Consider the following 26,382-nt stretch of genomic DNA (forward strand, 5'->3'; position numbering starts at 1 on the left):
TTACCATACAAACTTACTATTTCTTTTTGTTAAAAATCTTATATTCAGATGTTAATAATTCCACAAAAAGTAAACATACAGCAATTCCTAAAAACCATTGAAAAATATGGTTCATATCTCTTGTTTTTGAATTTGCTATTTCGTTTTTATTTAACCTTGATTTATACATTGTTAGTGCTGATAAAGCATCTTGTGTATTATCTAACTGAATATACTCTCCATTGGTATCTTTTGCCAATTTTCTAAGATTTTTATCCTCTAATTTTGTAATAACAGTAGAGCCTGTTTCGTCTTTCTTAAAATCCTCCGAATAACCATTGTAGTATACTGGAATTGGACCTCCTTTTAATGTTCCAACACCAATTGTAACGATATTTACATCATTATCTTTTGCCATTTTAACAGCTTGATTAAGGGTATCCTCATTGTCTTCTCCATCAGAAATTAATACAATTAATTTACTTGAATTTGCATTTCCTTTAAAGCTCTTTATTGCTTCGTTTATTGCATTTAAGTAATTTGTTCCTTGGCTAGAGATAAGATCTGTATTAACATTCTGTAGATAACTTTCTATAGCTGCATAATCGTTCGTTAAAGGAGAAATTGTGTATGCGTTTGCTGCAAATGCAACTAAAGCTGCTCTATCTCCTCCTAATTGACCTAATGTTTCTGAAATTAATTTAGATGCTTTTTCTAACCTAGATGGGGCTACATCTTGCGCATTCATACTAGAAGATAAATCTAATAAGAATACCATGTCTATTCCTTCTCGTTTTACTTGTATATCACGTTCTCCAAAAAGAGGATCCATTAACGCTATTACAATAAAAAATAATGCAACACAAAAAGAAATAATTTTAATTCCATACCTGCGCGATGATGTTATTGGAAAAACAAATGGAAACAATTCTTTATCTGCAAATGTCTTCTTTACCTTTTCTCTCCATTGAAAAACTGTAATTGATAGATAAACTACAACTATTAATAAAATAATTAGCCAGATATTATTTAATTCTCCCCACTGCATTAGATTAATTCTTTAAAAACTGTTCTACGTAAAATTCCTTCAATCACTAACAAAAAGAATGCTGGTAATAAAAAACGCGCAAACAATTCGGTATAATTATAATATTTGACTTCGTTAATTTCAGATTTTTCTAACTTATCAATCTCATCATAAATTTCTTTTAAGCTTTGATTACTCGTAGCACGAAAATATAAGCCTCCTGTTTTTTCTGCGATTTCAGTCAATAATTTTTCATCAATTTGTACTGGTCGCATATCAAACATATATTCTCCTAACATGTCATAACCAACAGGCATAGGTGCCATTCCATTAGTTCCTATTCCTATTGTATATACTTTTATTCCTTTTTCTTGTGCAATTGTTGCTGCCTGTCTTGGCGAAACGTATAATAAATCTCCAGAAGGATTAATACTTTCTACACCATCTGTAATTAAAATAACAACCTTAGATTTTGCTTTACTGTCTTTTAAATGGTTTACAGCAGTTGCTAAACCCACACCAATTGCAGTTCCGTCTTCTAATCCACCAGAATGCAATAACTCTATTTCTTGTGTTAATACATCACGATCTGTAGTTAAAGGAACTTTAGTTAAAGCTTCACCAGAATATTCTACTAAACCTACACGGTCTGTTTTTCTTCCTAAGGCAAAATCTTTTGCAACTTCTTTAAGAGCCGTTAAACGATCTGGTTTTAGATCTCTTGCTAACATACTCAAAGAGGTATCCACTGTTAATAAAATATCAACACCTTCATCAGATTTCACTTTTGTTGTTACATCTACATAGCGTGGTCTCGCAAGTGCAATAATACATAAAGCCATTGCAATAATGCGCATTAAAAATAAAAGTGGTTTATAAGAAGACAAAGAACTTTTTGCTCCTCCAAATGCTTTTAAAGATGGTAATTTTAAGGATGCTTTTTTCTGACTTGTTTTTCTTATTTCTCTAAAAATAAAGAAAGGTAAAACAAGCAATAAAAGTAAGATCCAAGGATTTTGAAACTCAAAATTTAGCATTCTTAATTATTATTAAACTGTTTATAATTTTCTCCTGTTACTTCGTCTTTTTTTAGATCTCCATTTTCAGGAATTTCTAATGGTTTTACTCGATCAATAAATTCTTCGACCCATTTTCTATTTAATTCATTTTTTGGTTGATCAAATTCTTGTTTGGCAAATTTTACTAAATCAGCATCAAATAAAAATTCTTTCAACTTTTGATTATCTTCTGGCAAAATATCTTCTTTTGATGAAATGTACATCACCAACTCATCAGATAAAATTTCTAATGCAGAGAAATGATAAACTCTACCCAAATATTTTCTCAAAATAAATGATAACTGTGTGTAATATTCCTTTTGTTCTCCTTTCTTAAGGTATTTCTTAGCATCTAAAGCTTTTAAACTTGCTTTTGCTTCGTCATAAGGTGTTTTGTAAGAATTACCAGAAATTTTAGATTTCGAGCGAATATATAGAACAACCAATACTATTCCGATAATAAATAGAACTAACGCAATTATTCCATATAACCAATATTTATTCCAATAGTCGCCAAGCGAATATTGTTCTTCCATAACTGGTTTTATAGGAAAAATAGCATTTTTTGTTGTATCAACTGCAACATCTTGTATGTCAATTTCAATTTCTTTTGTAGAAAAATCTTTTCCATTTTTCTGAATTTTAATTGAAGGAATATTAAATTTCCCTGCATCAAATCCAGTTAATTCAAAATGCTGAACAATTTCTGATTTACCATCTGTTTTTACTGTATCAAGTTTTTGATCCAGAATAGTAATGTGATAATTTAATGAATCTGTAAACGAAGGAAAGATTATTTTATCTCCTTCTTTGTAATCAATTTTTGCTTGATATTTAATTGGTTCTCCAATCTTAATTGTTGTTCTATCTAATTTTGGAACAATTTCTTGTGCAAACGAAAATTGAATGATTAAAAAATTTACTAAAAGCAATAAATTCTTCATTAGGCTTTATGACTTTTAAAGTAATTTAACAATGGGCGAATGTAATCTTCATCTGTACGAATACTTAATGCGCCTGAATTATTTTTCTTGAAAATTGCTTGATACCTTTCGTTTAAATCGTAATAATATTTGGCATATTGTTGACGAAGTTTTTTTGATGAAGTATCAATTAATCTTATTTCTCCTGTTTCATTATCTTGTACGTGAACCAAACCAACATCAGGAAAATTTTGTTCCTTTTCATCGTAAACACGAATTCCTGTTATATCGTGCTTTTTAGCTGCAATACGTAACACTTTTTCGTAATCTGAAGAGTCTATAAAATCTGACAAAATAAAAACATTTGACTTTCTTTTAGCCAAATTCATAAACGTCTCTAAGGCAACAGATAAATCTGTTTTTTTACTTTTTGGTTCAAATGAAACAATTTCACGAACTAATCGTAAAACATGTTGTTTTCCCTTTTTAGGCGGAATAAATTTTTCTACTTGATCCGTATATAAAATTAAACCTATTTTGTCATTATAAGTCGTTGCCGAAAACGCTAATGTTGCACTTAATTCTGCAACTGTTTCCATTTTTATTTGTTTTCTTGTTCCAAAATTCTCAGAATTTGAAACATCAACTAACAAAAACATGGTTAACTCGCGCTCTTCCTCAAAAACTTTTACATAAGGTTCATTGTATCTTGCCGTTTTATTCCAATCAATATTACGAACATCATCGCCATATTGATAAGGACGAATCTCACTAAAAATCATACCTCTCCCTTTGAATGAACTTTGATATTCACCCATAAAAAGATTACTTGCTTTTCGCTTGCTTTTTAGTTCAATACGTTTTACACGTTTGATGATTTCTTTTGCGTCCAATAGTTAGATTATTTTTTAAGGAACTGGTACAACATTTAAAATGTTATCGATGATTTCTTCAGATGAAATGTTTTCTGCTTCTGCTTCGTAGCTAATTCCAATACGGTGACGTAAAACGTCTTTTGCCATTGCGCGAACATCATCTGGAATAACATAAGCTCTTTTACGTAAGAAAGCGTAAACTTTTGCTGCTTGTGCTAAGTTGATAGAACCACGTGGTGATGATCCAAAAGAAATCATTGGAACTAATTTTTCTAACCCTACTTTATCTGGAAAACGTGTTGCAAAAATAATATCTAAGATATATTTCTCAATTTTTTCGTCCATATAAACTTGCTTCACCATTTCGCGTGCATCTAATAACTCTTGTACAGAAATTACTTTCTCACTCTTAGGAAAAGTTTGATTAATTGAATTTCTCAAAATTAATCGCTCCGCTTCTAATTCTGGATAAGTAATTACAGTTTTTAGCATAAAACGGTCAACCTGTGCTTCTGGTAAAGGATAAGTTCCTTCTTGCTCTACAGGGTTTTGAGTTGCCAAAACTAAAAACGGTTTTGGTAAAATGTGCGTTTCATCTCCAATTGTTACTTGTCTTTCTTGCATTGCCTCTAACAAAGCAGATTGCACTTTTGCTGGCGAACGGTTAATCTCATCTGCTAAAACAAAATTAGCGAAGATTGGTCCTTTCTTTATCGTGAAATCGTTTTCCTTTACATTATAAATTAATGTTCCGACAACATCTGCTGGTAACAAATCTGGTGTAAACTGAATACGAGAAAAACTTCCATCAACTGCATCAGATAATGTTTTAATTGCTAAAGTTTTTGCTAAACCAGGAACACCTTCCAATAAAATATGTCCATTTCCTAATAACCCTATTAAAAGACTTTCGACCATTTTCTCTTGTCCAATGATCGTTTTATTGATTTCCGAAGATAAACGAGATATGCTTTCGCTTTTTTCTTCTATTTGTTGATTTAAATGTTGTATATCCAAAATTTACTTGAAATTGATGTTTATATTGAGTTCAAATATTTCCTAAAATTATTAAATCCAATTTATTTACTGACTAAAACTTTCATACAATATTGTTAAACTTTGTTAATACTGCATTTAACAATAATTAATTATGGAAAATAATTGAATTATGTTAAACAACTTTCACGCTTAATAATTTTTTAATTATTCTTTCTCAAGCTTAAAATTATTACCCATTTTCAGCTTAAAATCATTTTTTTTCCTTTTTTATATTTTATTTAAGATGTAATTATTTAAAAATTATTAACTTCCAACAACAAAAATCACAAACAAAAATGAATATTAAAGAATTGACAATTCCAAGGCTTGGTGAAAGCGTGGAATCTGTGCAACTTGTTCGCTACACCAAAAATATTGGCGATTTTATTAATGAAGATGAAGTTATTGCAGAGGTTTCAACTGATAAAGTTGATTCTGATGTTCCAGCTACAAATGCTGGGAAAATTATCGAATTTAAATACAATGAAGGTGATGAAATAAAAGTAGGGGAAGTTTTTGCTGTAATTGAGTTAGGCAATTTTCAAGAAAATAATTCTAAAAAAGAGGAAACAACTGAAAAAGAAATTACTGTTGAGGAAAAACAGAAAACAGTTCATCAATCTATAGAAACATCACAATTTTTATCTCCTCTTGTAAAAAATATCATACAAAAAGAAAATTTAACTGCTACAGATATTAATCAAATCGTAGGAAGTGGACACGATGGACGAATTTCTAAAAACGATGTTTTAAATTATATCCAGAAAAAAACGAACGTTAGTTCTAGTTTTAATAATTCTGTTATTTCTGCCTCTTCATTTGGTGCAAAAGATGAAATTATAGAAATGGATAAAATGCGTCAGTTAATTTCTAAACACATGAAGAAAAGTAAACAAACTTCCCCTCATGTAACAGCTTATGTTGAGCCAGATGTAACTAATTTTGTTAAATGGCGCGAAGAGAATAAAACTGCTTTTCAAACTAAATACAATCAAAAATTAACTTTTACACCAATGATTGTTGATTGTGTTGTTCGAGCTATAAAAGATTTTCCAATGATTAATGTTTCGGTAGACGAAACTGAAACTAAAATTATAAAACATCATACAATTAATATAGGTATTGCAACTGCCTTACCTAATAATAATTTAATTGTTCCTGTTATTAAAGATGCCAATGAATTAAATTTAGAAGGTCTTGCAAAAAATGTTAATGCGATTGTTGATAAAGCAAGACATAATAAATTATCTCCTGATGATATACGTGGAGGAACATTTACCATAAGTAATGTTGGAACATTCGGAAATTTAATGGGAACGCCTATTATCAATCAACCCGAAGTTGCAATTTTAGCTACAGGTGTAATTAAGAAAAAACCAGCCGTTTTAGAAACAGAATTTGGAGATATAATTGTCGCAAGACAGTTTATGTATCTATCCTTATCATTTGACCACAGAGTAATTGATGGTTCATTGGGAGGAGTTTTCTTAAAACGAATTTCAGATTACATGGAAAATTGGGATATGAATACAAAATTTTAATTATTATGGAAACAATCACTTCAACTATAACTCTTCTAAAAAAAGCTTATCAATTATTAGTTACAGCAAAATCGTTAAGCGAATTATATGAAGAAAATAAAAATATAACAGGAAAATACGTTCATGCAACTTCTCGTGGACACGAAGCTATACAAATCGCAACAGGTTTACAGTTATTACCTCAAGATTATTTGAGCGCTTATTATAGAGATGATGCATTATTGTTAGCTATTGGTATTACTCCTTATGAATTAATGCTACAATTACTAGCAAAAAGAGATGATATTTTCTCTGGAGGAAGAACATATTACTCTCACCCAAGTTTAAAAAGAGAAGATTTACCAAAAATACCTCATCAAAGTAGTGCGACTGGTATGCAAGCTATTCCTACAACTGGAATTGCAATGGGAATGCAATACAAAGAATTAGAAGGATTACCTACTGAAGATGTAAAGCCTATTACAATCTGTTCCTTAGGTGATGCAAGTTGTACAGAAGGTGAAGTTGCAGAAGCTTTTCAGATGGCTGCATTAAAACAGTTACCTATTTTATATTTAGTACAAGATAATGAATGGGATATTTCTGCTTCTGCAGATGAAATAAGAGCGCAAGATATCGCCCATTATGCAAAAGGTTTTAAAGGTCTTGAAGTTTTCTCTGTAGATGGAACAGATTTCTTAGCTTCTTACGAAGTAGTTAAAAAAGCAATAGAAATTATACGAACAGAAAGACGTCCTATTTTAATTCATGCTAAAGTTCCATTATTAAATCATCATACATCTGGTGTTAGAAAAGAATGGTACAGAGATGATTTAGAAGAAGCACAATCTCGTGATCCTTACGATAAATTAAAATCAATGCTTTTAAATGAAGGTGTTGAAATTGAAGAAATCAATCAAATAGAAAAAGAGATTGCTGATACAGTTAAAATCGATTACCAAAATGCATTAAAAGCTGGAGATCCTAAACCAGAAGATTTATACGATCATGTTTTTGCTCCAACTCCAATTACTGAGGAAAAGGGAAATCGTTCTCCAGAAGGAAAAGAAAAAACTGTAATGGTTGATTCTGCTCTCTTTGCTATTAGAGAATTAATGGCTAAACATCCAGAAGCCTTATTATATGGTCAGGATGTTGGATTACGTTTAGGAGGTGTTTTTAGAGAAGCTGCAACTTTAGCTAAACAATATGGTAAAAACCGTGTATTTAATACACCAATTCAAGAGGCTTTTATAATTGGATCAACTGTAGGAATGAGTGCTGTTGGTTTAAAACCAATAGTTGAAGTCCAGTTTGCAGATTATATATGGCCAGGTCTAAATCAATTATTTACAGAAGTTGCTCGATCTAATTATTTATCGAACGGGAAATGGCCAGTTTCTATGATTTTACGTGTTCCAATTGGTGCATACGGAAGTGGTGGTCCTTACCATTCAAGTTCTGTTGAAAGTATTTTAACTAATATTAAAGGTATCAAGATTGCATATCCATCAACTGGTGCTGATTTAAAAGGTTTAATGAAATCTGCTTATTATGATCCTAATCCTGTTATTATGTTAGAGCATAAAGGATTATATTGGAGTAAAATGAAAGGAACTGAAGAAGCTGCAACAATAGAACCAGATGAGGAATATGTATTACCATTTGGGAAAGCTAGAGAGGTTTTAGTAACTGATTCTTCATCTGAACATAATTCTGTAACTATTATAACATACGGAATGGGTGTGTATTGGGCGAAAGAAGCGGCTAAAGATTTTTCTAATCAAATAGAAATTATAGATCTAAGAACTTTAGTTCCTTTAGATGAAGAGACTATATTTAACAGTGTTAAAAAACATAGTAGATGTATTGTTTTAACAGAAGAAGCTAAACAAAATTCTTTTGCTCAGAGTATTGCTGGTCTTATCAATGAAAATTGTTTTGAATTTTTAGATGCTCCTGTAAGAGTATTAGGAGCTAAAGACATGCCTGCTATTCCTTTAAATTCTGTTCTAGAAGAGGAAATGTTACCGAATTCAACAAAGTTAAAAAGTCTCATTAAAGATATTTTAAATTATTAATCAAAAGTTAAAATTTAGCGTAATGTATTTTTTACACCAAAAAAACTAACGTTTGTTAGTTTTTTTGGTTTAAATTTGTTTCAAACAAAAATCAAAATCTACAAAATTATGTTATTCAATCCTGATATTGAACAGTTACCAATTGAGAAATTGCGTAAAGTTCAAAATGAAAGGCTTCAAAAAACTTTGCAAAAAGTTTACAATAAAGTCCCTTTTTACAAAGAAGCTTTTGATAAAGCTGGTGTAAAACCAGAGGATATTAAAGGTGTAGAAGACCTTCATAAATTACCATTTACTAAAAAAAATCATCTAAGAGAAAGTTATCCTTTTGGATTATTTGCTGAAGATAAAAGTAACGTAATTCGTTTACACTGCTCTAGCGGAACTACGGGAAAACCAACTGTAGTTGGTTACACAAGAAATGATATTGAATTATTTTCGGAAGTTGTAGCACGTTCATTAGCTGCATCTGGTTGTAAACCAGGAATGACATTACAAAATGCTTATGGTTATGGTTTATTTACTGGTGGACTAGGATTACATTATGGTGCTGAAAAATTAGGAATGACTGTTGTTCCTATTTCTGGTGGAAATACAGAAAAACAAATCATGTTGTTAAAAGATTTTCAGGCAGACACCATTTGTGCAACTCCATCTTATGCTTTAACTGTTGCAGAAGAAATTAAAAAAAGAGGTGAGTCTTTAGATAACTTCAATCTTAAGTTTGCAATTTTAGGTTCAGAACCTTGGTCTGAAGCTCTTCGCCAAGAAGTTGAAACAAATTTAAATATCAAAGCTTCTAACATATACGGATTAAGTGAAATTATTGGTCCTGGTGTTTCTAACGAAGATTTCGAAGAGCAAGGAACTGGAAGCTATATTTGGGAAGATCACTTTTTCCCAGAAATTGTAGATGAAAAAACAGGAGAACCTGTTCCTTACGGAGAGCCAGGTGTTTTAGTTATTACAACATTAACAAAAGAGGCTTTACCATTAATTAGATACTGGACTGGTGATATTACTACATTAACATATGAGCATTCTGACAAAAGAACGCATGTTAAAATGGGACCTATTATTGGTCGTGCAGATGATATGATGATTATTAGAGGAGTAAACTTTTTCCATACACAAATAGCAGACTTTATTCCAGAATTTCCTCAATTATCTCCAAATTATCAAGTAGTTTTGACAAAACCAAAGAATATGGATGTTGTTGAAGTTGGATTTGAAATTAACCCGAATTATTTTCATGAAAAAGGTGTTTCATGTGATAATCTAAATGTTGATGCAAATGCAGATATTGACCGATTAATATCAAACATCCAAAAGAAAATTAGAGATAGTATTGGTTTAGGAATGAACATTAAATTATATCAAACAGACGGTCTTCCGAAAAGTGAAGGAGGAAAATTAAACCGTGTAATTGATAATAGATTATTATAAAAAGTGGCAAAAAAGCAAAGTAAAAAAGAAATTATCATTCAAGAAGCAGCAATTATATTCAAGCAAAAAGGATATGCAGCGACTTCAATGAGAGAACTGGCAGAAAAAGTTGGTATGGAAGCGGCAAGCTTGTATAATCATATCAGATCAAAAGATGAAATCTTAGAAGAAATTTGTTTTAAAGTAGCAAATCAATATGTTTCGCATATTAGTTCTATTGAAGATACAAAAGAATCAAATATTCAAAAACTAAGAGATTTAATTCAGCTTCACGTTCGCATGATTATTGCAGACCCTAATGAAGTTTCTGTAGCAAACAACGATTGGAAAAACCTTTCAGAAACAAAAAAGGAATTGTATAAAACAATTCGTAAAGGATACGAGAAAAGAATTGCTAATCTTATAAAAGCTGGTATAGAAGCAGGAGAGTTTAAAGATTTAAATGTTTCTGTTGCTTTATTTACTTTGTTATCATCACTTCGCTGGATAGAATTGTGGTACAAACCTGGTCGAGACATTTCACCAGAACAATTAGAAAATGATTTGATGACATTATTAATTAACGGATTTCAGAAATAGTATGGCTACGAATTTTCATAAATTAACAGTAAAGCAAGTTATACGCGAAACACCAGAATGTGTATCGGTAGTATTTGATGTGCCTACTGAATTACAAAACGAATTTAAATTTAAACAAGGGCAGTACCTAACGTTTAAAGACATTAAAGACAACGAAGAAATTAGACGTTCTTACTCTATTTGTTCTTGTCCAACAGAAGGTGAGTTAAAAGTAGCTGTAAAGAAAATTACGAATGGTATTTTTTCTACTTATGTAAATGATATTTTAAAAGCTGGTGATGTTTTAGATGTAATGACACCGCAAGGAAATTTTTACACAGAAGTAGAAAAGTCGAATGAAAAAGTATATGTCGGAATTGTAGCAGGATCAGGAATAACTCCTGTAATGTCTATTATGAAAACAGTTCTTGCAATTGAACCTAATAGCAAATTTGTGCTATTATACGGAAATAGAAACAAAGGAAACATCATCTTTAAAGAAGAAATTGAAGCGTTAAAAAATAAATATATGCAACGTTTAAGTGTATATAATATTTTAAGTAGAGAAACTGCTGATGCTGAAATTTTAAGTGGTCGTATTGATCGTGAAAAGATTGATTATTTTTTACAACACATCATCGATCCTAAACAAGTTGGAGAAGTTTTCCTATGTGGTCCCGAAGAAATGATTTTAAGTGGTCGTGATGCTTTTGTTGAAGCAGGTGTAGATAGAAAGAATGTTCATTTCGAATTATTTTACAGCGCAGCAGCAGAAGCTAAAAAAGTTGAACACCAAAATATTGTGGCGGACTCTGACGATACAATGAGTAAATTAACAATCAAACTAGATGCATCTGCTCTTAGAATTGATTTAGGTTATCATGGTGAAACAATTTTGGATGCGGCTTTAAAAAATGGTGCCGATTTACCTTATGCATGTAAAGGTGGTGTTTGTGCCACTTGTAAATGTAAAGTAGAGAAGGGTGAAGTACACATGGATATCAATTATTCTCTAGAACCTGATGAGGTTGCACAAGGTTTTGTTTTATCATGCCAAGCACATCCTCGTTCAGAAGAAGTAATCGTCAATTTTGATATCAAGTAATTATTCAACTGAAAAAAAGAAAAGCTATGAGCGCAAAAGAAATTGATTTCCAACAAATTTTTGATGAAAAAATCGAAAATGAAGTTCGTATCGAACCAAAAGACTGGATGCCTGATGCATACAGAAAAACATTAATTAGACAAATATCTCAACATGCTCACTCAGAAATTGTTGGTATGTTACCAGAAGCAAACTGGATTACAAGAGCTCCTTCATTAAACAGAAAGAAAATCTTGTTAGCAAAAGTACAAGATGAGGCTGGTCATGGTCTTTACTTATACTGCGCTGCAGAAACTTTAGGTGTATCTCGTATTCAGACTTTAAACGATTTGCATTCTGGTAAAGCAAAATATTCAAGTATATTCAATTATCCAACATTAACATGGGCAGATATCGGAATTATTGGTTGGTTAGTAGATGGTGCAGCTATCTTAAATCAGGTTCCTTTATGTAGAGCTTCTTATGGTCCTTATGCTCGTGCAATGGTTCGTGTTTGTAAAGAAGAATCATTCCACCAAAGACAAGGATACGAATCGTTAGTGGTTTTATCTAAAGGTTCTCCAGAACAAAAAGAAATGTTACAAGATGCAATGAATCGTTGGTGGTGGCCTACATTAATGATGTTTGGACCAAAAGACGAAGAATCTTCTAACTCAGATATGTCAATGAAATGGAGAATTAAACGATTTTCTAATGATGAATTACGTCAACGTTTCGTAGATATTTCTATTCCTCAAGCGGAATATTTAGGATTAACTATTCCTGATCCAGATTTAAAATGGAATGAAGAAACAGGTCATTATGAATTTGGAGAAATAGATTGGGAAGAGTTTTGGGCAGTTGTAAAAGGAAACGGAAAATGTAACAAACAACGTGTCGACGCTCGCCGTAATGCTCACGAAGAAGGAGCATGGGTAAGAGATGCAGCAACAGCTTACCACGAAAAAAGATCAAAAAGAGAAAACGAACAAAAACAACACAAAAACGCATAAAGAGATGGAAAATAAAGATTGGCCTTTGTGGGAAGTATTTATCAGAAGTAGACAAGGTTTAGACCATAAACATGTAGGTAGTTTACACGCTGCTGATGAGAAAATGGCATTGGAAAATGCTCGTGATGTATACACTCGTCGTATGGAGGGTGTAAGTATTTGGGTTGTAGAATCTATGAATATTCATGCTTCTAATCCAGACGAAGCAGACGAGTTTTTTAAACCAGCAGAAGATAAAGTATATCGTCACCCTACTTTTTATGACGTTCCAGAAGAAATTAAAAACATGTAATTTATGACAAGTACAGTTTATCAAAACAATCAGAATTACATCGATTTTATTTTGCATTTAGCAGATACAAATCTAATTCTGGCTCAGCGTTTATGTGAATGGTGTGGTCACGGTCCTATATTAGAACAAGATATTGCAATATCTAATATCGCATTAGATTTATTAGGACAGACATCTAATTATTATAATTATGCTGCTGAACTAATAGGTAATGGAGCTACAGAAGATACATTAGCAATGTTACGCAATGAGCGTGAATATAAAAATTTACTGTTAACTGAATTACCTAATGGACATTTCGGAGATACAATTGTTCGTCAATTTTTTTACGATTCTTTTCATTATTTCTTGTTAGAGCAATTTTTAAAAGTAAAAGATTTAAAGTTGCAATCTATCGTAGAAAAATCATTAAAAGAGGTAAAATATCACACAAAATGGTCTTCAGAATGGATGATTCGTTTAGGTGATGGAACACAAGAATCTCACGATAAAATTCAAGAAGCATTAAACAATGTATTGCCTTATGTAGGTGAAATGTTTATTGCTGCTCCTTATCAAAAAGCATTAATTGAAGAAGGATTAATTCCAGACCCAATCAATTTTAAAGCAGCTTGGTTAGCAAAAGTAAATGATATTTTAGAGGAAGCTACATTAACAGCTGATATCGAAAATACGTATCCTCAAAAAGGAGGAAAAGTAGGTGTTCATACAGAACATTTAGGATTTATTTTAACTGATTTGCAATATATGCAAAGAACATATCCAAACTTACAATGGTAATAACAGAAAAAGAAATATGGCATTATTTGGAAGACGTTCCTGATCCTGAAATTCCAGTGATTAGTGTACTCGATTTGGGGGTGGTTCGTAATGTAGAAATTACAGAGGACGAAAAGGTAAATGTTACCATAACACCAACATATTCGGGTTGTCCTGCAATGAGTGCAATTTCAATTTCTATTCGCAAAAAATTAATACAACAAGGATTAAGAAATATCAATATCATCAATCAATTAAGTCCATCTTGGACAACTGATTGGATGACCGAAGAAGGAAAACAGAAAATGAAGGCGTATGGAATTGCGCCTCCAACAAAAAATGCTTCGAGTGATGATCTTTTTTCTGACGAACAAAATATCGAATGTCCTCAGTGTGGTTCAACAGATACTCGTCTTATTAGTCAGTTTGGTTCTACTGCTTGTAAAGCAATGTACCAATGCAATGATTGCCACGAACCGTTTGATTATTTCAAATGTCATCATTAAAAATTTATGGAAAATTCAACTACAATTATATACACACAAGAAGGAGGGATTGCAACGATTACCTTAAATCGTCCTTCTGTTTTTAATAGTTTTAATCACGAAATGATTAAAGCTCTTCAATATCATTTAGATGTTGCAGCCCAAGATGCCTCAGTTCGCGCTGTTGTTTTAACAGCTTCTGGAAAAGCATTTTGCGCTGGACAAGATTTAGGTGAAGTTTTAGAAGAAACAGCTATCGATTTTAAGAAAATTGTTCAAGAAAATTATAATCCATTAGTTCTAAAAATTAGAAACATGGAAAAACCTGTTATTGCTGCCATAAATGGCGTTGCAGCAGGAGCAGGCGCAAATTTAGCTTTAGCTTGTGATATTGTTGTAGCAAAAGAATCTGCTAATTTTATTCAAGCATTTTCTAAAATTGGTTTAATTCCAGACTGTGGTGGAACATATTTTCTACCTCGTTTAATCGGCTTTCAAAAAGCTTCTGCATTGATGATGCTAGCAGATAAAGTTTCTGCTTCTCAAGCAAAAGAAATTGGAATGATTTACGATTATTTTTCTGATGATGAGTTTGATGCGAATGTTTCAAAATTAGCAGAAAAATTAGCTAGTTTACCAACAAAAGGTTTGGCTTACACTAAAAAATTATTGAATCAATCATTTCAAAATTCAATCGAAGATCAATTAACACAAGAAAGTCTTTTTCAAGATCAAGCAGGAAATACTGCTGATTATAAAGAAGGTGTTGATGCTTTTTTAGAAAAAAGAAATCCAATTTTTAAAGGAGAATAATGAAAAAAATAGGAATTATTGGAGGAGGGGCAATGGGATCTGGTATTGCGCAAGTTTTTGCTCAAAAAGGACACTCAGTTGCTTTATATGATACTAATCAAGAAGCTTTATATCGTTCAAAACAAAATTTAGCAAAGACATTTGAAAAATTAGTTGCGAAAGAAAAATATACAGAAGATCAAGCACAAGAAATTCAACAAAATATTGAGTATGTCTCAGATTTAGCTGCTTTTGCAGAAGTAGATTTAATGATTGAAGCGATTGTTGAAAATTTAGAAATTAAGCAAGCTGTATTTAAACAAGTAGAAGAAATTGTTTCAGATACTTGTATTTTAGCTTCTAATACATCTTCACTATCAATTGCATCTATTGCATCTGCTTGTACAAAACCAGAACGTGTTATTGGAATTCACTTTTTTAATCCAGCGCCATTAATGGCTTTGGTAGAAATTATTCCAGCAGTACAAACACAAGAAGGTTTAGCAGAAGAAATTAAAACATTAATTCAATCCGTTGGTAAATTACCTGTAATTACAAAAGACACACCTGGTTTTATTGTAAACCGTGTTGCTCGTCCATTTTATGGAGAAGCTATTCGTATTTTAGAGGAAGGTGTTGCAGATACAGAAACAATAGATTTCGCAATGACTTCTTTAGGAGGTTTTAGAATGGGACCATTTGAATTGATGGATTTTATTGGTCACGATGTTAATTATCGTGTAACAGAATCTGTTTTCGAAGCCTTTTTCTATGATCCAAGGTTTAAACCATCGTTCTCTCAAAAACGTTTATTCGAAGCTGGATATTATGGGCGTAAATCTGGTAGAGGATTCTACAATTACGCAGAAGGAATAGAGAAAAAAGCACCATCTCAAGATCAAGCATTATTAGAAAAAATCTACAACAGAATTTTAGTAATGTTAATTAATGAGGCTGCTGATGCTTTATTTTTAAATATCGCCAGTAAAGAAGATTTAGATACTGCCATGACTAAAGGTGTTAATTATCCGAAAGGATTATTAAAATGGGCTGACGAATATGGAATTGAAAACGTGAAAAATGATTTAGATGAATTATATAATCATTATCATGAAGATCGTTACAGATTAAGTCCTATCATTCGAAATATGGTGAAGAACAATCAAACTTTTTACTAAAAAACAAAACTCATTTATGGAACCACAAAAATTATTAAATGCCATGCTTAGCCAAGATAAATTTTCTGAATGGCTAGGGTTACAAGTTGTAGAAGTAAAAGAAGGTTATGCTAAATTACAAGCAAAAATTCGTCCCGAAATGTTAAACGGAGTTGGAACTGTACACGGTGGAGTAACATTTGCTATGGCAGATTCTGCTTTTGCATTTTCATGCAATATGTATAACAATATTTCGGTTGCTTTAGATGTTCATATCTCATTTACGAAAGCTGGTAAAGAAGGTGATGTGTTTACAATAGAATCTCAAGAAGTACATTCTTCTAAAAGAACGGGAGTTTATGATATTAAAGTAACGAATCAACACGATGAATTAGTTGCTTTGTTTAAAGGAACATGTTTCCGTACCGGAAAACAATTAATTCAAGAATAATTACGCTTCATGCTAAAAGCTTAACGTCTATATTCGTTAAGCATTAAGCGTTGAACATTTAACTCAATAAAAATGAATCAAACATATATAATAGATGGAGTTAGAACTCCAATAGGAAAATTAAAAGGAGGATTATCTGCAGTTCGCCCAGATGATATGGGTGCATTAGTTATTTCAGAATTACTAAAACGTAATCCTTCAATTGATCCTAGTGCATTTTATGATGTTATTTTCGGAAATGCAAATCAGGCAGGAGAAGATAATCGTAACATTGCAAGAATGTCAGCTTTATTATCTGGATTACCATATTCAGTTCCTGGAGAAACAGTGAATCGTTTATGTGCTTCTGGTTTATCTGCTGCCATTTCTGCTTCAAGAGCTATTAATGTTGGTGATGCACAATTAATGATTTCTGGTGGAGTAGAGTCTATGACAAGAGCTCCTTTAGTTATTTCAAAATCTGCTTCTCCTTTTGGTGGTGATGCAAAAATCTACGATTCTACATTTGGTTGGCGTTTTATCAACCCAAAAATGAAAGAAATGTGGGGAGTAGATGGAATGGGAAATACAGCAGAAAATTTAGCTGAACGTGATAATATTTCTCGTGAAGATCAAGATCAATTTGCTTTATGGTCACAACAAAAAACTGCTGCTGCACAAGCAAATGGTCGATTGGCAAAAGAAATTGTCGCTGTTGAAATACCTCAACGAAAAGGAGATCCTATTATTTTTGATACAGATGAATTTCCAAAAAATGATACAACTTTAGATATTTTAGGAAAATTACGTCCAGCTTTTAAACTAGATGGAACAGTTACAGCTGGAAATGCTTCTGGATTAAATGATGGAGCTGCTGCTAATATTTTAGCGTCTGAAAAAGCTATTAAAGATTTTGGTTTAACACCCATGGCACGTATAGTAAGTTCTGGTGTTGCAGGAGTTGAACCTCGTATTATGGGAATTGGTCCTGTAAATGCTTCTAAAATTGCATTACACAATGCTGGATTAACATTGGACGATATTGATCTTATTGAATTAAATGAGGCTTTCGCTGCACAAGCATTAGCATGTACGCGCGAGTTTGGTTTAGATGATAACGATCCTCGTATTAATCCAAATGGTGGAGCAATTGCATTAGGTCACCCACTTGGAATGTCTGGAGCAAGAATTTTAAATTCTGCTGCTTACGAATTACAAGCTACAGGAAAACGTTATGCATTGGTAACAATGTGTATTGGTTTAGGACAAGGTTTTGCAGCAATTATTGAAAGAGCATAAAAATATTAAGATACTAGAATTGAGATTTTAGATATGAGTTTTTATCTATCTAATTTCTCCAATCTCACATCTAAATACTAAGAAAAATGATTTACGAATTTAAAGGATATAAACCCGTCGTTCATCCATCTGCCTTTATTCATCCACAAGCAGTTGTTACTGGAAATGTAATTATTGGAAAAGATGTTTATATAGGTCCTGGTTGTGCTTTGCGAGGTGATTGGGGACAAATTATTATTGAAGATAATTGTAATGTACAAGAAAACTGTACAATACATATGTTTCCCGGAACAACAGTTCGTTTAAAAGAAAAAGCACACATTGGTCACGGAGCAATTATTCATGGTGCTACAATTGGTAAAAATTGTATGGTCGGAATGAATGCTGTTGTTATGGATAATGTTATTATTGAAGATGAATGTATAGTTGGTGCTTTAGCATTTGTAAAAGCAGATACTCATATTCCATCGAGAAGTGTGGTTGTTGGTAATCCTGCAAAAATCGTAAAAGAAGTTTCTGATGAAATGATAGAATGGAAAGATCAAGGTACACAGCAATACATGCAATTACCAAGTGATTGCCATGAAAGTTTAAAACCTTGTGAACCACTTACAGAAGTTCCCGATTATTATTACGATTCTATGGAATCTAATTATAAAACTTGGAACCAATCAAAGTAAGCTTTCTGTTACACGAAATTGGAAATTAGAGGTTTGTTTCAGGATCTCATGCAGTTTGAAATATAATAGTGTAAGAGTTTATTAAATTTTAAGTCAATAGCATTTTTATGTCTAAGTTCTCGATACATTTTTCTACGAAAAACACTCGAACTGACAGAAAAAATGAAGATTTTAACGTGATTATAGAATTGTCACATTGAGCTTGTCGAAATGTAAGACAATTTTAAAATAACATAAATCTGCGATAGGGATTGAAGAGGAAATCCTTTTTTGCGAATTGAGGTATCAAAATTCACAAAAAAGATTGTAACGAAAAGCCCGCCCGATCGCCCAAAATAACTAAGAACAAAATCATCTAAAAAAACACAAAATAAAATGGCTAAACAATTAGAAAATTATGCTTTAGGACAATGGACAAAAGGTTCGTCTGATGGGCAAATGTTATATAATGCAATTACAGGTGACGAGATTGCAACAGCATCATCGGCTGGTTTAGATTTCGGTGCGATGATGGATTATGCACGTAATGTTGGAGGTCCAATTTTACGTAAAATGACTTTTCAGGAAAGAGGTTTAATGCTGAAAAAATTAGCATTATACTTAATGGATAGAAAAGAAGAGTTTTATACTGTTTCTTGGGCAACTGGAGCTACTCGTGCAGATAGCTGGGTAGATATAGAAGGAGGAATTGGAAACTTATTTACAAATGCGTCTTTACGTCGTCAATTTGGAGATCAACCTTTCTATGTTGAAGGAGAAACACATAACTTATCTAAAAACGGAACATTTTTAGGAACGCATATTCTTACGCCAAAACGTGGAGTTGCAATACATATAAATGCTTTTAACTTTCCTGTTTGGGGAATGTTAGAAAAAATTGCAGTTAACTTATTGGCTGGTGTACCAGCAATTGTAAAACCTGCAACTATTACTTCTTTCTTAACAGAAACTGTAGTTCGTGCTATCATAGAGTCTAATATTTTACCAGACGGAGCTTTACAATTAATAACAGGTTCTGCAAATGGTATTTTAGATTATGTAGAATCGGAAGATATTGTAACATTTACAGGTTCAGCCTCTACAGGTCAAATGTTGAAAGCGCATCAAAGAATTACATCAGAAGGTGTACCTTTTAACTTAGAAGCAGATTCATTAAATGCTTGTGTTTTAGGAGAAGATGTACAACCTGGATCAGCAGAGTTTGATATTTTTATTAAAGAGGTTACGCGAGAAATGACAACAAAAGCAGGACAAAAATGTACTGCAGTTCGTCGTGTTTTAGTTCCAAAAAATTTAGTAGAAGATGTACAAATAGCTTTAGGTCAACGTTTATCTACAACTACAATTGGAGATCCAAATGTAGAAGGTGTTCGTATGGGAGCTTTAGCTGGAGCAGCACAAGTAAAAGAAGTAAGAGAAAAAGTTGAAGAATTAGCTAAATCTCAAGAAATTGTATTTGGAAATTTAGATAATTTTGATGTAAAAGGTGCTGATAAAAACAAAGGTTCTTTTATTTCTCCTATTTTATTTTTAAACAACGATCCTTTTAATAAAACAGATGTTCACGACATAGAAGCATTTGGACCAGTTTCTACAATTATTCCTTACAACGGAACTTCAGAAGCAATAGAATTAGCTCGTATGGGTAAAGGTTCTTTGGTTTGTTCTATTGTTACTGCTGACAATGATATTGCAACAGAATTTGTATTAAATGCTGGTTCTATGCATGGACGTATTGTAATTCTTGATGCAGAATGTATCAAAGAATCTACAGGACACGGCTCTCCACTTCCATTATTGGTACATGGTGGTCCGGGACGTGCAGGAGGAGGAGAAGAAATGGGAGGAAAACGTGGTGTATTACATTATATGCAACGTACAGCTATCCAAGGTTCTCCAAACAAATTAACAGCTGTTACAAAGCAATATCAATATGGTGCAGATTATATTGAAGAAGATAAACATCCATTTGCAAAACATTTTGAAGAAGTAAATGTTGGTGATACATTAATTACTGCAAAACATACTATTCAACAATCAGATATTAATGCTTTTGCTGCTTTATCTGGTGATAATTTTTATGCACATGTTGATGCAACATCTTTCGAAGGAACTATATTTGAAGGTAATGTTGCACATGGATATTACATTTTATCTAAAGCCGCAGGATTATTTGTATTAGCGAAAAAAGGTCCTGTTTTATTAAATTATGGTTTAGATGAATGTCGTTTTGTAAAACCTGTTTATCCTGGTTCTACAATTGGAGTTCGTTTTACTTGTAAAGAAAAAATATCACAAGAAAAGAAAGACGAGGATGATGTTGCAAAAGGAATTGTTCGTTGGTTAGTTGATGTTTACGATGAAACTGGAGAAACAGTAGCTGTTGCAACAATTTTAACAATGGTAAAAAAATTAAATCAAGATTAATATTAATTCGTTGATGTGATAATTTCGTAATTAACTCTCTCTCGAATTGTGTCAATAACATTTCGAAAAGCTCAATGTGACAGAGATTAATAATAAATAAAATTCTTAAATTATCACATCAACACATTAACAAATTATATAATGGACGCATACGTAAAATCGGAGATACAAAACGGAATAGGAACAATAGAGTTTTTTCATGCACAGAGTAATTCTATGCCAGGAAGTCAATTAAGAAATTTGGCGAAAGAAATAGAAAAATTAGGGAATGACGAAACTGTAAAAGTTATTGTTCTGCAAAGTGCTGGAGATAGAACTTTTTGTGCCGGAGCTTCTTTTGATGAATTAATTTCGATTAAAGATCGTGAAACAGGTTTAGAATTCTTTTCGGGTTTTGCACATGTTATTAACGCTATTCGTAAAGCTCCAAAATTTGTTTTAGCTCGTATACAAGGTAAAGCTGTTGGGGGAGGAGTAGGAATTGCTTCTGCTGCCGATTATACTTTTGCAACAGAATTTGCATCTGTAAAATTATCTGAATTAGCTGTTGGTATTGGTCCTTTTGTAGTTGGTCCGGCTGTTGAGAGAAAAGTAGGAAATTCTGCTTTTACACAAATGGCAATTAATGCTACAGAATTTCAATCTGCTAAATGGGCGAAAGAAAAAGGTTTATATGCTGAAATTTTTCCTTCTGTAGATGAAATGGACGCTTCTATTGCAACTTTAGCAGACAAGTTAGCAAACTCTAATCCAGATGCGATGAAACATCTTAAACGCGTTTCTTGGGAAGGAACAGAAAATTGGGACGAATTATTAATAGAACGTGCTAAAATTTCGGGTGAATTGGTTTTATCTGAATTTACGATTAATGCTATTAATCAATTTAAAAGTAAATAAGAAATCATCTTAAAATAAACAAAAAGCAGTTTTACGTATTGTAAAACTGCTTTTTTTATGTTATTAATTTTGATAGCTAATATTGTCAATTATTCAACACCATTATCAATATTTTCAATGCCTTCTGCCATCTTCTCAAAGTCTTTATCAAGACCTTTTAGGGATTCTGCTAATTCTTCTGATGATTTATGACCTGTAATTGTATCTGAACTGATTGTCACCATGTGACCTGAATCTCCAACTTTGTAAATCCACATTTCTGCTCCAAAAAAGTCAGTTTTTTCCATTGGTTCTCCAACTAAATCTATCACCTCTTTAGATGTCATTCCTACTTCTAATTTATCAAAATTAGCTGTTTTACTACATGATAAAAAAATCGTTATAATTGAAAGTAGTAATATTTTTTTCATATTAATATTTTTAAATGTGAGCAAATATATACAATATCAATAAAACGAAAAAAAAAGGAATTTTAGTTTATTGGAGTTATTTGTATTTGTCCTCCAACAGCTTTTAAAACTTTCATTATAGTACTAAATTGAGGTTTAGAACCTTCAGATAATGCTTTATATAAACTTGGTCTGCTAAGTCCTGTTTCTTGAGCTATTTTTGTCATTCCAATAGCTTTTGCAATATTACCAATTGCAGTAATAATTTCAGCTTCATTTCCTTCTTCTAAGATTGCATTTAAATATTCCGCAATCATTTCATTACTATCTAAATAATCAGCTATGTCAAATTTTGATGTTTCCATATTACCTTATTTTTTTAGTTTCTCCCAAATCTCTTTTGCTTTTTCAATATCTTTTTGTTGAGTAGATTTATCTCCACCAACGAGTAAAATCACAATTTTTCCGTCAACTTCTTTAAAATATATTCTATATCCTTTTGCATAATTTATCTTTAATTCTCGAATTCCATTACCAACAGGTTCACAATCTCCAAAGTGTTCTTCTTTTTCTAATTTTTGAATTTGAACTAAAATTTTAGCTTTTGCTCTTAAGTCTTTTAACTTACGTAACCATTTATCAAAATCGGTAGTTTTTTCAATAAAGTACATGATTATTTTGTATTCACTTAGATACAAAGTTAGTATTTTTTTGATATATACTAATGTTTTAATTGAAAAAAGAGAATTAGCATATAAGAAAAAGACTTTCTTAATAAGATTATTCTTTCACAAAAAGCTTTAAAACATAAAAAAATAGCTTTAGAAAATTCTAAAGCTATTTATATTTTTATTTGATTTTTTCTTGATTAATCAATCTATTTTCTATCTTTTTATCTATTTCTTTAAAGAAACCAAATCCTTTTAGAATAATAACGAGTCCGAAAATTAATAAGCAGATTCCTACTCCTTTTCTTACCATAAAAACTTTTTGATCGGTAAAACGTTTTTGTAATTTACCTGCAAGGAATATTTTACCTAAGTCTATTACAAAGTATGTTAATAATACAACTCCCATGTAAAGCATAAAATCGCTTGGTTTTGGATATTGAATCATAACAGATGAAACAATAACAAACCAAAATACAATGACACCTATATTCAATAAATTCATAATAAATCCATTGATAAAAGTTCTTAGATAATTGTTACTTACAAAGCCTGCTTCGCCTTCTATATGCAACTTCGGTTTAGAGAAATACATGAAGATTCCGTAAATCAAAACAAAAAAACCTCCAATTATATAAATACGGTAGAATTTTGGATGATTCGTCACGTAATCCGTGAAATCTTTACTTCCGAAATATGCAGCAGCAATGCACAAAATATCTGCAGCAATAACTCCTAAATCTAGTACAACAGCAGTTTTCCAACTTCTTCGTAAACTTGTCTCTATCAATAAGAAGAAAACAGGTCCAATAAGAATTGTACTTAGTAAGAAGCCTATCAGTATGGCCGAAAAAATTATTTCCATAACTAAATTAAGGTCTGCAAGATAAGTCTAAAATATGAAAATTAAGCATCAACCAATTCAAAATCTAATTGCTTCTTGATTAAATCAGCATTTAAGACTTTAATTTTAACGGGACTTCCTAATTGATATTTAACTCTTGTTTGTTTACCTACTAAGGCATGATTTTTTTCGTCATAAACGAAATAATCACCTTTCATTGCACGAGAACGAATTAATCCCTCGCAACGTGTTTCTGGAATCTCTACGAAAATTCCATAATCTTGTACACCAGTAATAAATGCATCAAATGTTTGTCCAACAAATTGCTCCATATATTTTACTTGCATATATTTTATTGATTCTCTTTCTGCTTCTGCGGCAATTTTTTCTCGAGTAGAACTGTGTTTTGCTTTATCTTCATAAACAGCCGCTACAGGCGATTTTTTACCATTTAGATAATCTTGTAATAAACGATGCGCAATCATATCTGGATAACGACGAATTGGCGATGTAAAATGTGTATAATAATCGAACGCTAATCCGTAGTGACCAATATTTTCTGTCGTATACTTTGCTTTCGCCATTGTTCGCATTGCTAAAGTTTCTACCATATTCTCTTCTGGTTTTCCTTTTACTTCTGCTAACAATTTATTCATTGAATTAATTGTTGTTTTACGATCTCCTATTTCTAGTTCGTAACCAAATTGACGTATAAAGTTTTTAAGATCTAATAATTTATCTGGATTTGGATCATCATGTACACGATAGATATAAGTATTCGCATTTTCTTTTCCATGTTTATCTAAACTAATAAACTCTGAAACTTTACGATTACACAATAACATAAACTCTTCTATTAATTTATTAGAGTCTTTTGATATTTTGAAGAAAATTCCTTGTGGATTATGTTTTTGATCTAAATCGAATTTCACTTCTACTTTATCAAAATTTACAGCACCATATTTCATACGTTTCTGGCGCATTGTTTTTGCTAAGCGATCTAATGTTAATATCTCATCTTTAAAATCACCATCTTTTCCTTCAATAATTTCTTGTGCTTCTTCGTATGTAAATCTTCTATCCGAATGTATCGCTGTTCTACCAAACCAAGTTTTTACAATCTTGGCGTTGTCGTCCATTTCAAATACTCCCGAAAAAGTATATTTATCTTCGTTTGGACGTAATGAGCATGCTACGTTAGATAAAATTTCTGGTAACATTGGTACAACTCTATCTACTAAATAAACAGATGTCGCACGCTTATATGCTTCCTGTTCTATTAATGTTCCAGGACGAACATAATGCGTTACATCTGCAATGTGAACACCTACTTCCCAGTTTCCATTTTCCAATTGTCTAAGAGAAAGTGCATCATCAAAATCTTTTGCATCTTTCGGGTCAATTGTAAATGTTGGTACGCTTCGCATATCGCGACGTTTTGCAACTTCAGCTTCATCAATAGATGTATCTAAATTGTTTGCTTCTTCTTCTACTTCTTCAGGAAATTCCGAAGGCAAATCGTATTCTAATAAGATAGAATGTATTTCAACATCTGTAACATCTGGTTGTCCTAAGACTTGTGTAATTTCTCCAAATGGTGAATTAGAACCTTCTGGCCAATTGGTTAATTTTACAACAACTTTTTCCCCTGGTTGTGCATCATTTATTTTTTCTTTTGGAATAAAGAAATCATGATTTCCATTCTGCATGGTAACAAAACCATATTTACCTTCTTTACCTAATTCGAAAATTCCTGTAAATTCAGTTTTATTACGTTCTATTATTTCAACAATTTCTCCTTCTGTACGAGTAGAAGTTTTATTTTTCTTTGGATAAACATATACTCGAACAGTATCACCCATTAAAGCATTTCTTGTTTTCCCTTTCTGTACAAAAACATCTTGTTCTAAACCATCTATTACGATGTAAGCACTTCCAGAAGAAGTTAAATCTGCTATACCAACCATATAATCGTTGGTTGCATTAATTTTATATTTACCTCTTTCTACTTCTGATATTTTCTTATCCGCTAACAATACATTAATATTTTTAATCAATAATTCTGTATCGATACGATTGGTTAAATTTAATGCGGATGCAATCTGTTTATAATTGAGGGGCTTATTAGGATTCTGAAATAAAACTTCGATAATAGACTTTGTAAACTTTGTTATGTTTTTGTCTTTTTTGGCTCTTGTATTCTTAAAGTTTTTTCTTGGCATAATATGATTTGTATCAAAATCTCAGGTTAATTAATTGAGATTTTTATTATAAAATAGTTAATAACTAACATCTTAATAAATTGATATTCAATGAATTTTTAATAACTTTTTATAAGATGTTAATAAACAACATAACCATTGCAAATGTACTACTTACTTTCTCTAAGATAAAAATTTACATGGAATTATATATTACCTTAAAGATAACAATATAATTATGCGTTTTTAATTACTATGAATTTAAGCTAAATTGTTATCATATTATTGATACTAATGAGATTCTTAAAAAGAAATAATTAACAGTTAAAAACATTTATATATAATTAAATATCAATAAATTAACATCTAAATTTTATAGATATCAACAATTAAAATTTAGAGGTAGGGATTGTAAATTAGATTTAAATGTAAGATTAATCAGATTTAAGATAGAAGAATT

Annotated in this window: 26 protein-coding genes; 16 read left to right on the plus strand and 10 right to left on the minus strand. The window is 31.6% G+C overall.

All coding sequences use genetic code 11. The annotated features are described in order from the left end of the window. Positions 1 to 16: 16 nt before the first annotated feature. From BUA86_RS14660 to BUA86_RS14680, 5 genes are read right to left on the minus strand one after another with little or no spacing between them, the layout of a single operon-like run. Positions 17 to 1,027: a VWA domain-containing protein gene (locus BUA86_RS14660; protein ID WP_072933902.1), complete on the minus strand. Its 1,011-nt coding sequence runs from the start codon at positions 1,025 to 1,027 to the stop codon at positions 17 to 19. After that, positions 1,027 to 2,043, minus strand: coding sequence for a vWA domain-containing protein (locus BUA86_RS14665; RefSeq protein ID WP_072933903.1), 1,017 nt, complete (start codon positions 2,041 to 2,043; stop codon positions 1,027 to 1,029). Before BUA86_RS14665 ends, BUA86_RS14660 begins: the two co-directional genes overlap by 1 nt. Positions 2,044 to 2,045: 2 nt before the next feature. Beyond that, complete coding sequence (locus tag BUA86_RS14670; RefSeq protein WP_072933904.1) at positions 2,046 to 3,008, minus strand: BatD family protein; 963 nt, start codon at positions 3,006 to 3,008, stop codon at positions 2,046 to 2,048. Continuing rightward, entirely contained in the window at positions 3,008 to 3,880 is an 873-nt protein-coding gene (locus BUA86_RS14675) for a DUF58 domain-containing protein (RefSeq protein WP_072933905.1), read from the minus strand. Before BUA86_RS14675 ends, BUA86_RS14670 begins: the two co-directional genes overlap by 1 nt. 15 nt (positions 3,881 to 3,895) lie before the next feature. Continuing rightward, complete coding sequence (locus tag BUA86_RS14680) at positions 3,896 to 4,873, minus strand: AAA family ATPase (RefSeq protein ID WP_373282291.1); 978 nt, start codon at positions 4,871 to 4,873, stop codon at positions 3,896 to 3,898. Between the two features lie 323 nt (positions 4,874 to 5,196). On the opposite strand from BUA86_RS14680, the gene BUA86_RS14685 reads away from it, so the two are divergent. From BUA86_RS14685 to BUA86_RS14760, 16 genes are all read left to right on the plus strand, one after another. Then, positions 5,197 to 6,441 (plus strand): dihydrolipoamide acetyltransferase family protein, encoded by a 1,245-nt coding sequence (locus BUA86_RS14685; RefSeq protein WP_072933907.1) that lies wholly within the window; start codon positions 5,197 to 5,199, stop codon positions 6,439 to 6,441. Between the two features lie 5 nt (positions 6,442 to 6,446). Next, entirely contained in the window at positions 6,447 to 8,501 is a 2,055-nt protein-coding gene (locus BUA86_RS14690; protein ID WP_072933930.1) for an alpha-ketoacid dehydrogenase subunit alpha/beta, read from the plus strand. A 108-nt stretch (positions 8,502 to 8,609) separates the two neighbouring features. Continuing rightward, positions 8,610 to 9,947: a phenylacetate--CoA ligase family protein gene (locus BUA86_RS14695; RefSeq protein ID WP_072933908.1), complete on the plus strand. Its 1,338-nt coding sequence runs from the start codon at positions 8,610 to 8,612 to the stop codon at positions 9,945 to 9,947. 3 nt (positions 9,948 to 9,950) lie between these two features. Beyond that, positions 9,951 to 10,526, plus strand: coding sequence for a TetR/AcrR family transcriptional regulator (locus BUA86_RS14700; protein ID WP_072933909.1), 576 nt, complete (start codon positions 9,951 to 9,953; stop codon positions 10,524 to 10,526). A 1-nt stretch (position 10,527) separates the two neighbouring features. Beyond that, on the plus strand, positions 10,528 to 11,610 hold the full coding sequence (gene paaE / locus BUA86_RS14705; protein WP_072933910.1) for a 1,2-phenylacetyl-CoA epoxidase subunit PaaE: 1,083 nt from the start codon (positions 10,528 to 10,530) through the stop codon (positions 11,608 to 11,610). Between the two features lie 26 nt (positions 11,611 to 11,636). After that, the gene (paaA, locus tag BUA86_RS14710; protein ID WP_072933911.1) at positions 11,637 to 12,602 is read left to right on the plus strand and encodes a 1,2-phenylacetyl-CoA epoxidase subunit PaaA; all 966 of its coding nucleotides are present in this window, start codon (positions 11,637 to 11,639) and stop codon (positions 12,600 to 12,602) included. Between the two features lie 4 nt (positions 12,603 to 12,606). Continuing rightward, the gene (gene paaB / locus BUA86_RS14715; protein ID WP_072933931.1) at positions 12,607 to 12,894 is read left to right on the plus strand and encodes a 1,2-phenylacetyl-CoA epoxidase subunit PaaB; all 288 of its coding nucleotides are present in this window, start codon (positions 12,607 to 12,609) and stop codon (positions 12,892 to 12,894) included. 3 nt (positions 12,895 to 12,897) lie between these two features. Further along, positions 12,898 to 13,674 carry a 1,2-phenylacetyl-CoA epoxidase subunit PaaC gene (gene paaC, locus BUA86_RS14720; protein ID WP_072933912.1) on the plus strand — a complete coding sequence of 259 codons (777 nt, stop codon included), beginning with the start codon at positions 12,898 to 12,900 and terminating at the stop codon, positions 13,672 to 13,674. Further along, entirely contained in the window at positions 13,668 to 14,159 is a 492-nt protein-coding gene (gene paaD, locus BUA86_RS14725; RefSeq protein ID WP_072933913.1) for a 1,2-phenylacetyl-CoA epoxidase subunit PaaD, read from the plus strand. The genes paaC and paaD overlap by 7 nt, the downstream gene beginning before the upstream one ends. Positions 14,160 to 14,165: 6 nt before the next feature. After that, positions 14,166 to 14,951: an enoyl-CoA hydratase-related protein gene (locus BUA86_RS14730; protein ID WP_072933914.1), complete on the plus strand. Its 786-nt coding sequence runs from the start codon at positions 14,166 to 14,168 to the stop codon at positions 14,949 to 14,951. Further along, complete coding sequence (locus tag BUA86_RS14735; RefSeq protein WP_072933915.1) at positions 14,951 to 16,108, plus strand: 3-hydroxyacyl-CoA dehydrogenase NAD-binding domain-containing protein; 1,158 nt, start codon at positions 14,951 to 14,953, stop codon at positions 16,106 to 16,108. Before BUA86_RS14730 ends, BUA86_RS14735 begins: the two co-directional genes overlap by 1 nt. A 16-nt stretch (positions 16,109 to 16,124) precedes the next feature. Beyond that, positions 16,125 to 16,538 (plus strand): hydroxyphenylacetyl-CoA thioesterase PaaI, encoded by a 414-nt coding sequence (paaI, locus tag BUA86_RS14740; protein ID WP_072933916.1) that lies wholly within the window; start codon positions 16,125 to 16,127, stop codon positions 16,536 to 16,538. 72 nt (positions 16,539 to 16,610) lie between these two features. Then, positions 16,611 to 17,816, plus strand: coding sequence for a 3-oxoadipyl-CoA thiolase (gene pcaF, locus BUA86_RS14745; RefSeq protein WP_072933917.1), 1,206 nt, complete (start codon positions 16,611 to 16,613; stop codon positions 17,814 to 17,816). Between the two features lie 86 nt (positions 17,817 to 17,902). Continuing rightward, positions 17,903 to 18,496 (plus strand): acyltransferase, encoded by a 594-nt coding sequence (locus BUA86_RS14750; RefSeq protein ID WP_072933918.1) that lies wholly within the window; start codon positions 17,903 to 17,905, stop codon positions 18,494 to 18,496. A 375-nt stretch (positions 18,497 to 18,871) separates the two neighbouring features. Continuing rightward, complete coding sequence (gene paaZ, locus BUA86_RS14755) at positions 18,872 to 20,923, plus strand: phenylacetic acid degradation bifunctional protein PaaZ (RefSeq protein ID WP_072933919.1); 2,052 nt, start codon at positions 18,872 to 18,874, stop codon at positions 20,921 to 20,923. A 141-nt stretch (positions 20,924 to 21,064) separates the two neighbouring features. Next, a complete protein-coding gene (locus BUA86_RS14760; protein ID WP_072933920.1) occupies positions 21,065 to 21,820 on the plus strand; it encodes an enoyl-CoA hydratase/isomerase family protein in 756 nt (251 codons plus the stop codon). 89 nt (positions 21,821 to 21,909) lie between these two features. Here the strand turns inward: BUA86_RS14760 and bamE are convergent, their stop codons facing one another. The 5 genes from bamE to rnr all read right to left on the minus strand — a co-directional run bounded on the left by bamE (position 21,910) and on the right by rnr (position 25,943). Then, positions 21,910 to 22,230: an outer membrane protein assembly factor BamE domain-containing protein gene (bamE, locus tag BUA86_RS14765; protein WP_072933921.1), complete on the minus strand. Its 321-nt coding sequence runs from the start codon at positions 22,228 to 22,230 to the stop codon at positions 21,910 to 21,912. A gap of 62 nt (positions 22,231 to 22,292) precedes the next feature. After that, positions 22,293 to 22,574 carry an addiction module antidote protein gene (locus tag BUA86_RS14770; RefSeq protein WP_072933922.1) on the minus strand — a complete coding sequence of 94 codons (282 nt, stop codon included), beginning with the start codon at positions 22,572 to 22,574 and terminating at the stop codon, positions 22,293 to 22,295. A 6-nt stretch (positions 22,575 to 22,580) separates the two neighbouring features. Then, entirely contained in the window at positions 22,581 to 22,880 is a 300-nt protein-coding gene (locus tag BUA86_RS14775) for a type II toxin-antitoxin system RelE/ParE family toxin (protein ID WP_072933923.1), read from the minus strand. Positions 22,881 to 23,058: 178 nt separating this feature from the next. Beyond that, positions 23,059 to 23,742 (minus strand): LysE family translocator, encoded by a 684-nt coding sequence (locus tag BUA86_RS14780; RefSeq protein WP_072933924.1) that lies wholly within the window; start codon positions 23,740 to 23,742, stop codon positions 23,059 to 23,061. 41 nt (positions 23,743 to 23,783) lie between these two features. Then, on the minus strand, positions 23,784 to 25,943 hold the full coding sequence (gene rnr / locus BUA86_RS14785; protein ID WP_072933925.1) for a ribonuclease R: 2,160 nt from the start codon (positions 25,941 to 25,943) through the stop codon (positions 23,784 to 23,786). Positions 25,944 to 26,382: the final 439 nt, after the last annotated feature.

Source organism: Chishuiella changwenlii (assembly GCF_900142565.1).
In the GTDB taxonomy this organism is placed as follows: Bacteria; Bacteroidota; Bacteroidia; order Flavobacteriales; family Weeksellaceae; genus Empedobacter; species Empedobacter changwenlii.

Excerpts from the sequence above, each read along its gene's own strand:
- BUA86_RS14660 (WP_072933902.1), bottom strand. The coding sequence starts at position 1,027 with ATGCAGTGGGGAGAATTAAATAATATCTGGCTAATTATTTTATTAATA.
- BUA86_RS14665 (WP_072933903.1), bottom strand. The coding sequence starts at position 2,043 with ATGCTAAATTTTGAGTTTCAAAATCCTTGGATCTTACTTTTATTGCTT.
- BUA86_RS14670 (WP_072933904.1), bottom strand. The coding sequence starts at position 3,008 with ATGAAGAATTTATTGCTTTTAGTAAATTTTTTAATCATTCAATTTTCG.
- BUA86_RS14685 (WP_072933907.1), top strand. The coding sequence starts at position 5,197 with ATGAATATTAAAGAATTGACAATTCCAAGGCTTGGTGAAAGCGTGGAA.
- BUA86_RS14690 (WP_072933930.1), top strand. The coding sequence starts at position 6,447 with ATGGAAACAATCACTTCAACTATAACTCTTCTAAAAAAAGCTTATCAA.
- BUA86_RS14695 (WP_072933908.1), top strand. The coding sequence starts at position 8,610 with ATGTTATTCAATCCTGATATTGAACAGTTACCAATTGAGAAATTGCGT.
- paaE (WP_072933910.1), top strand. The coding sequence starts at position 10,528 with ATGGCTACGAATTTTCATAAATTAACAGTAAAGCAAGTTATACGCGAA.
- paaA (WP_072933911.1), top strand. The coding sequence starts at position 11,637 with ATGAGCGCAAAAGAAATTGATTTCCAACAAATTTTTGATGAAAAAATC.
- paaB (WP_072933931.1), top strand. The coding sequence starts at position 12,607 with ATGGAAAATAAAGATTGGCCTTTGTGGGAAGTATTTATCAGAAGTAGA.
- paaC (WP_072933912.1), top strand. The coding sequence starts at position 12,898 with ATGACAAGTACAGTTTATCAAAACAATCAGAATTACATCGATTTTATT.
- paaD (WP_072933913.1), top strand. The coding sequence starts at position 13,668 with ATGGTAATAACAGAAAAAGAAATATGGCATTATTTGGAAGACGTTCCT.
- BUA86_RS14730 (WP_072933914.1), top strand. The coding sequence starts at position 14,166 with ATGGAAAATTCAACTACAATTATATACACACAAGAAGGAGGGATTGCA.
- BUA86_RS14735 (WP_072933915.1), top strand. The coding sequence starts at position 14,951 with ATGAAAAAAATAGGAATTATTGGAGGAGGGGCAATGGGATCTGGTATT.
- paaI (WP_072933916.1), top strand. The coding sequence starts at position 16,125 with ATGGAACCACAAAAATTATTAAATGCCATGCTTAGCCAAGATAAATTT.
- pcaF (WP_072933917.1), top strand. The coding sequence starts at position 16,611 with ATGAATCAAACATATATAATAGATGGAGTTAGAACTCCAATAGGAAAA.
- BUA86_RS14750 (WP_072933918.1), top strand. The coding sequence starts at position 17,903 with ATGATTTACGAATTTAAAGGATATAAACCCGTCGTTCATCCATCTGCC.
- paaZ (WP_072933919.1), top strand. The coding sequence starts at position 18,872 with ATGGCTAAACAATTAGAAAATTATGCTTTAGGACAATGGACAAAAGGT.
- BUA86_RS14760 (WP_072933920.1), top strand. The coding sequence starts at position 21,065 with ATGGACGCATACGTAAAATCGGAGATACAAAACGGAATAGGAACAATA.
- bamE (WP_072933921.1), bottom strand. The coding sequence starts at position 22,230 with ATGAAAAAAATATTACTACTTTCAATTATAACGATTTTTTTATCATGT.
- BUA86_RS14770 (WP_072933922.1), bottom strand. The coding sequence starts at position 22,574 with ATGGAAACATCAAAATTTGACATAGCTGATTATTTAGATAGTAATGAA.
- BUA86_RS14775 (WP_072933923.1), bottom strand. The coding sequence starts at position 22,880 with ATGTACTTTATTGAAAAAACTACCGATTTTGATAAATGGTTACGTAAG.
- BUA86_RS14780 (WP_072933924.1), bottom strand. The coding sequence starts at position 23,742 with ATGGAAATAATTTTTTCGGCCATACTGATAGGCTTCTTACTAAGTACA.
- rnr (WP_072933925.1), bottom strand. The coding sequence starts at position 25,943 with ATGCCAAGAAAAAACTTTAAGAATACAAGAGCCAAAAAAGACAAAAAC.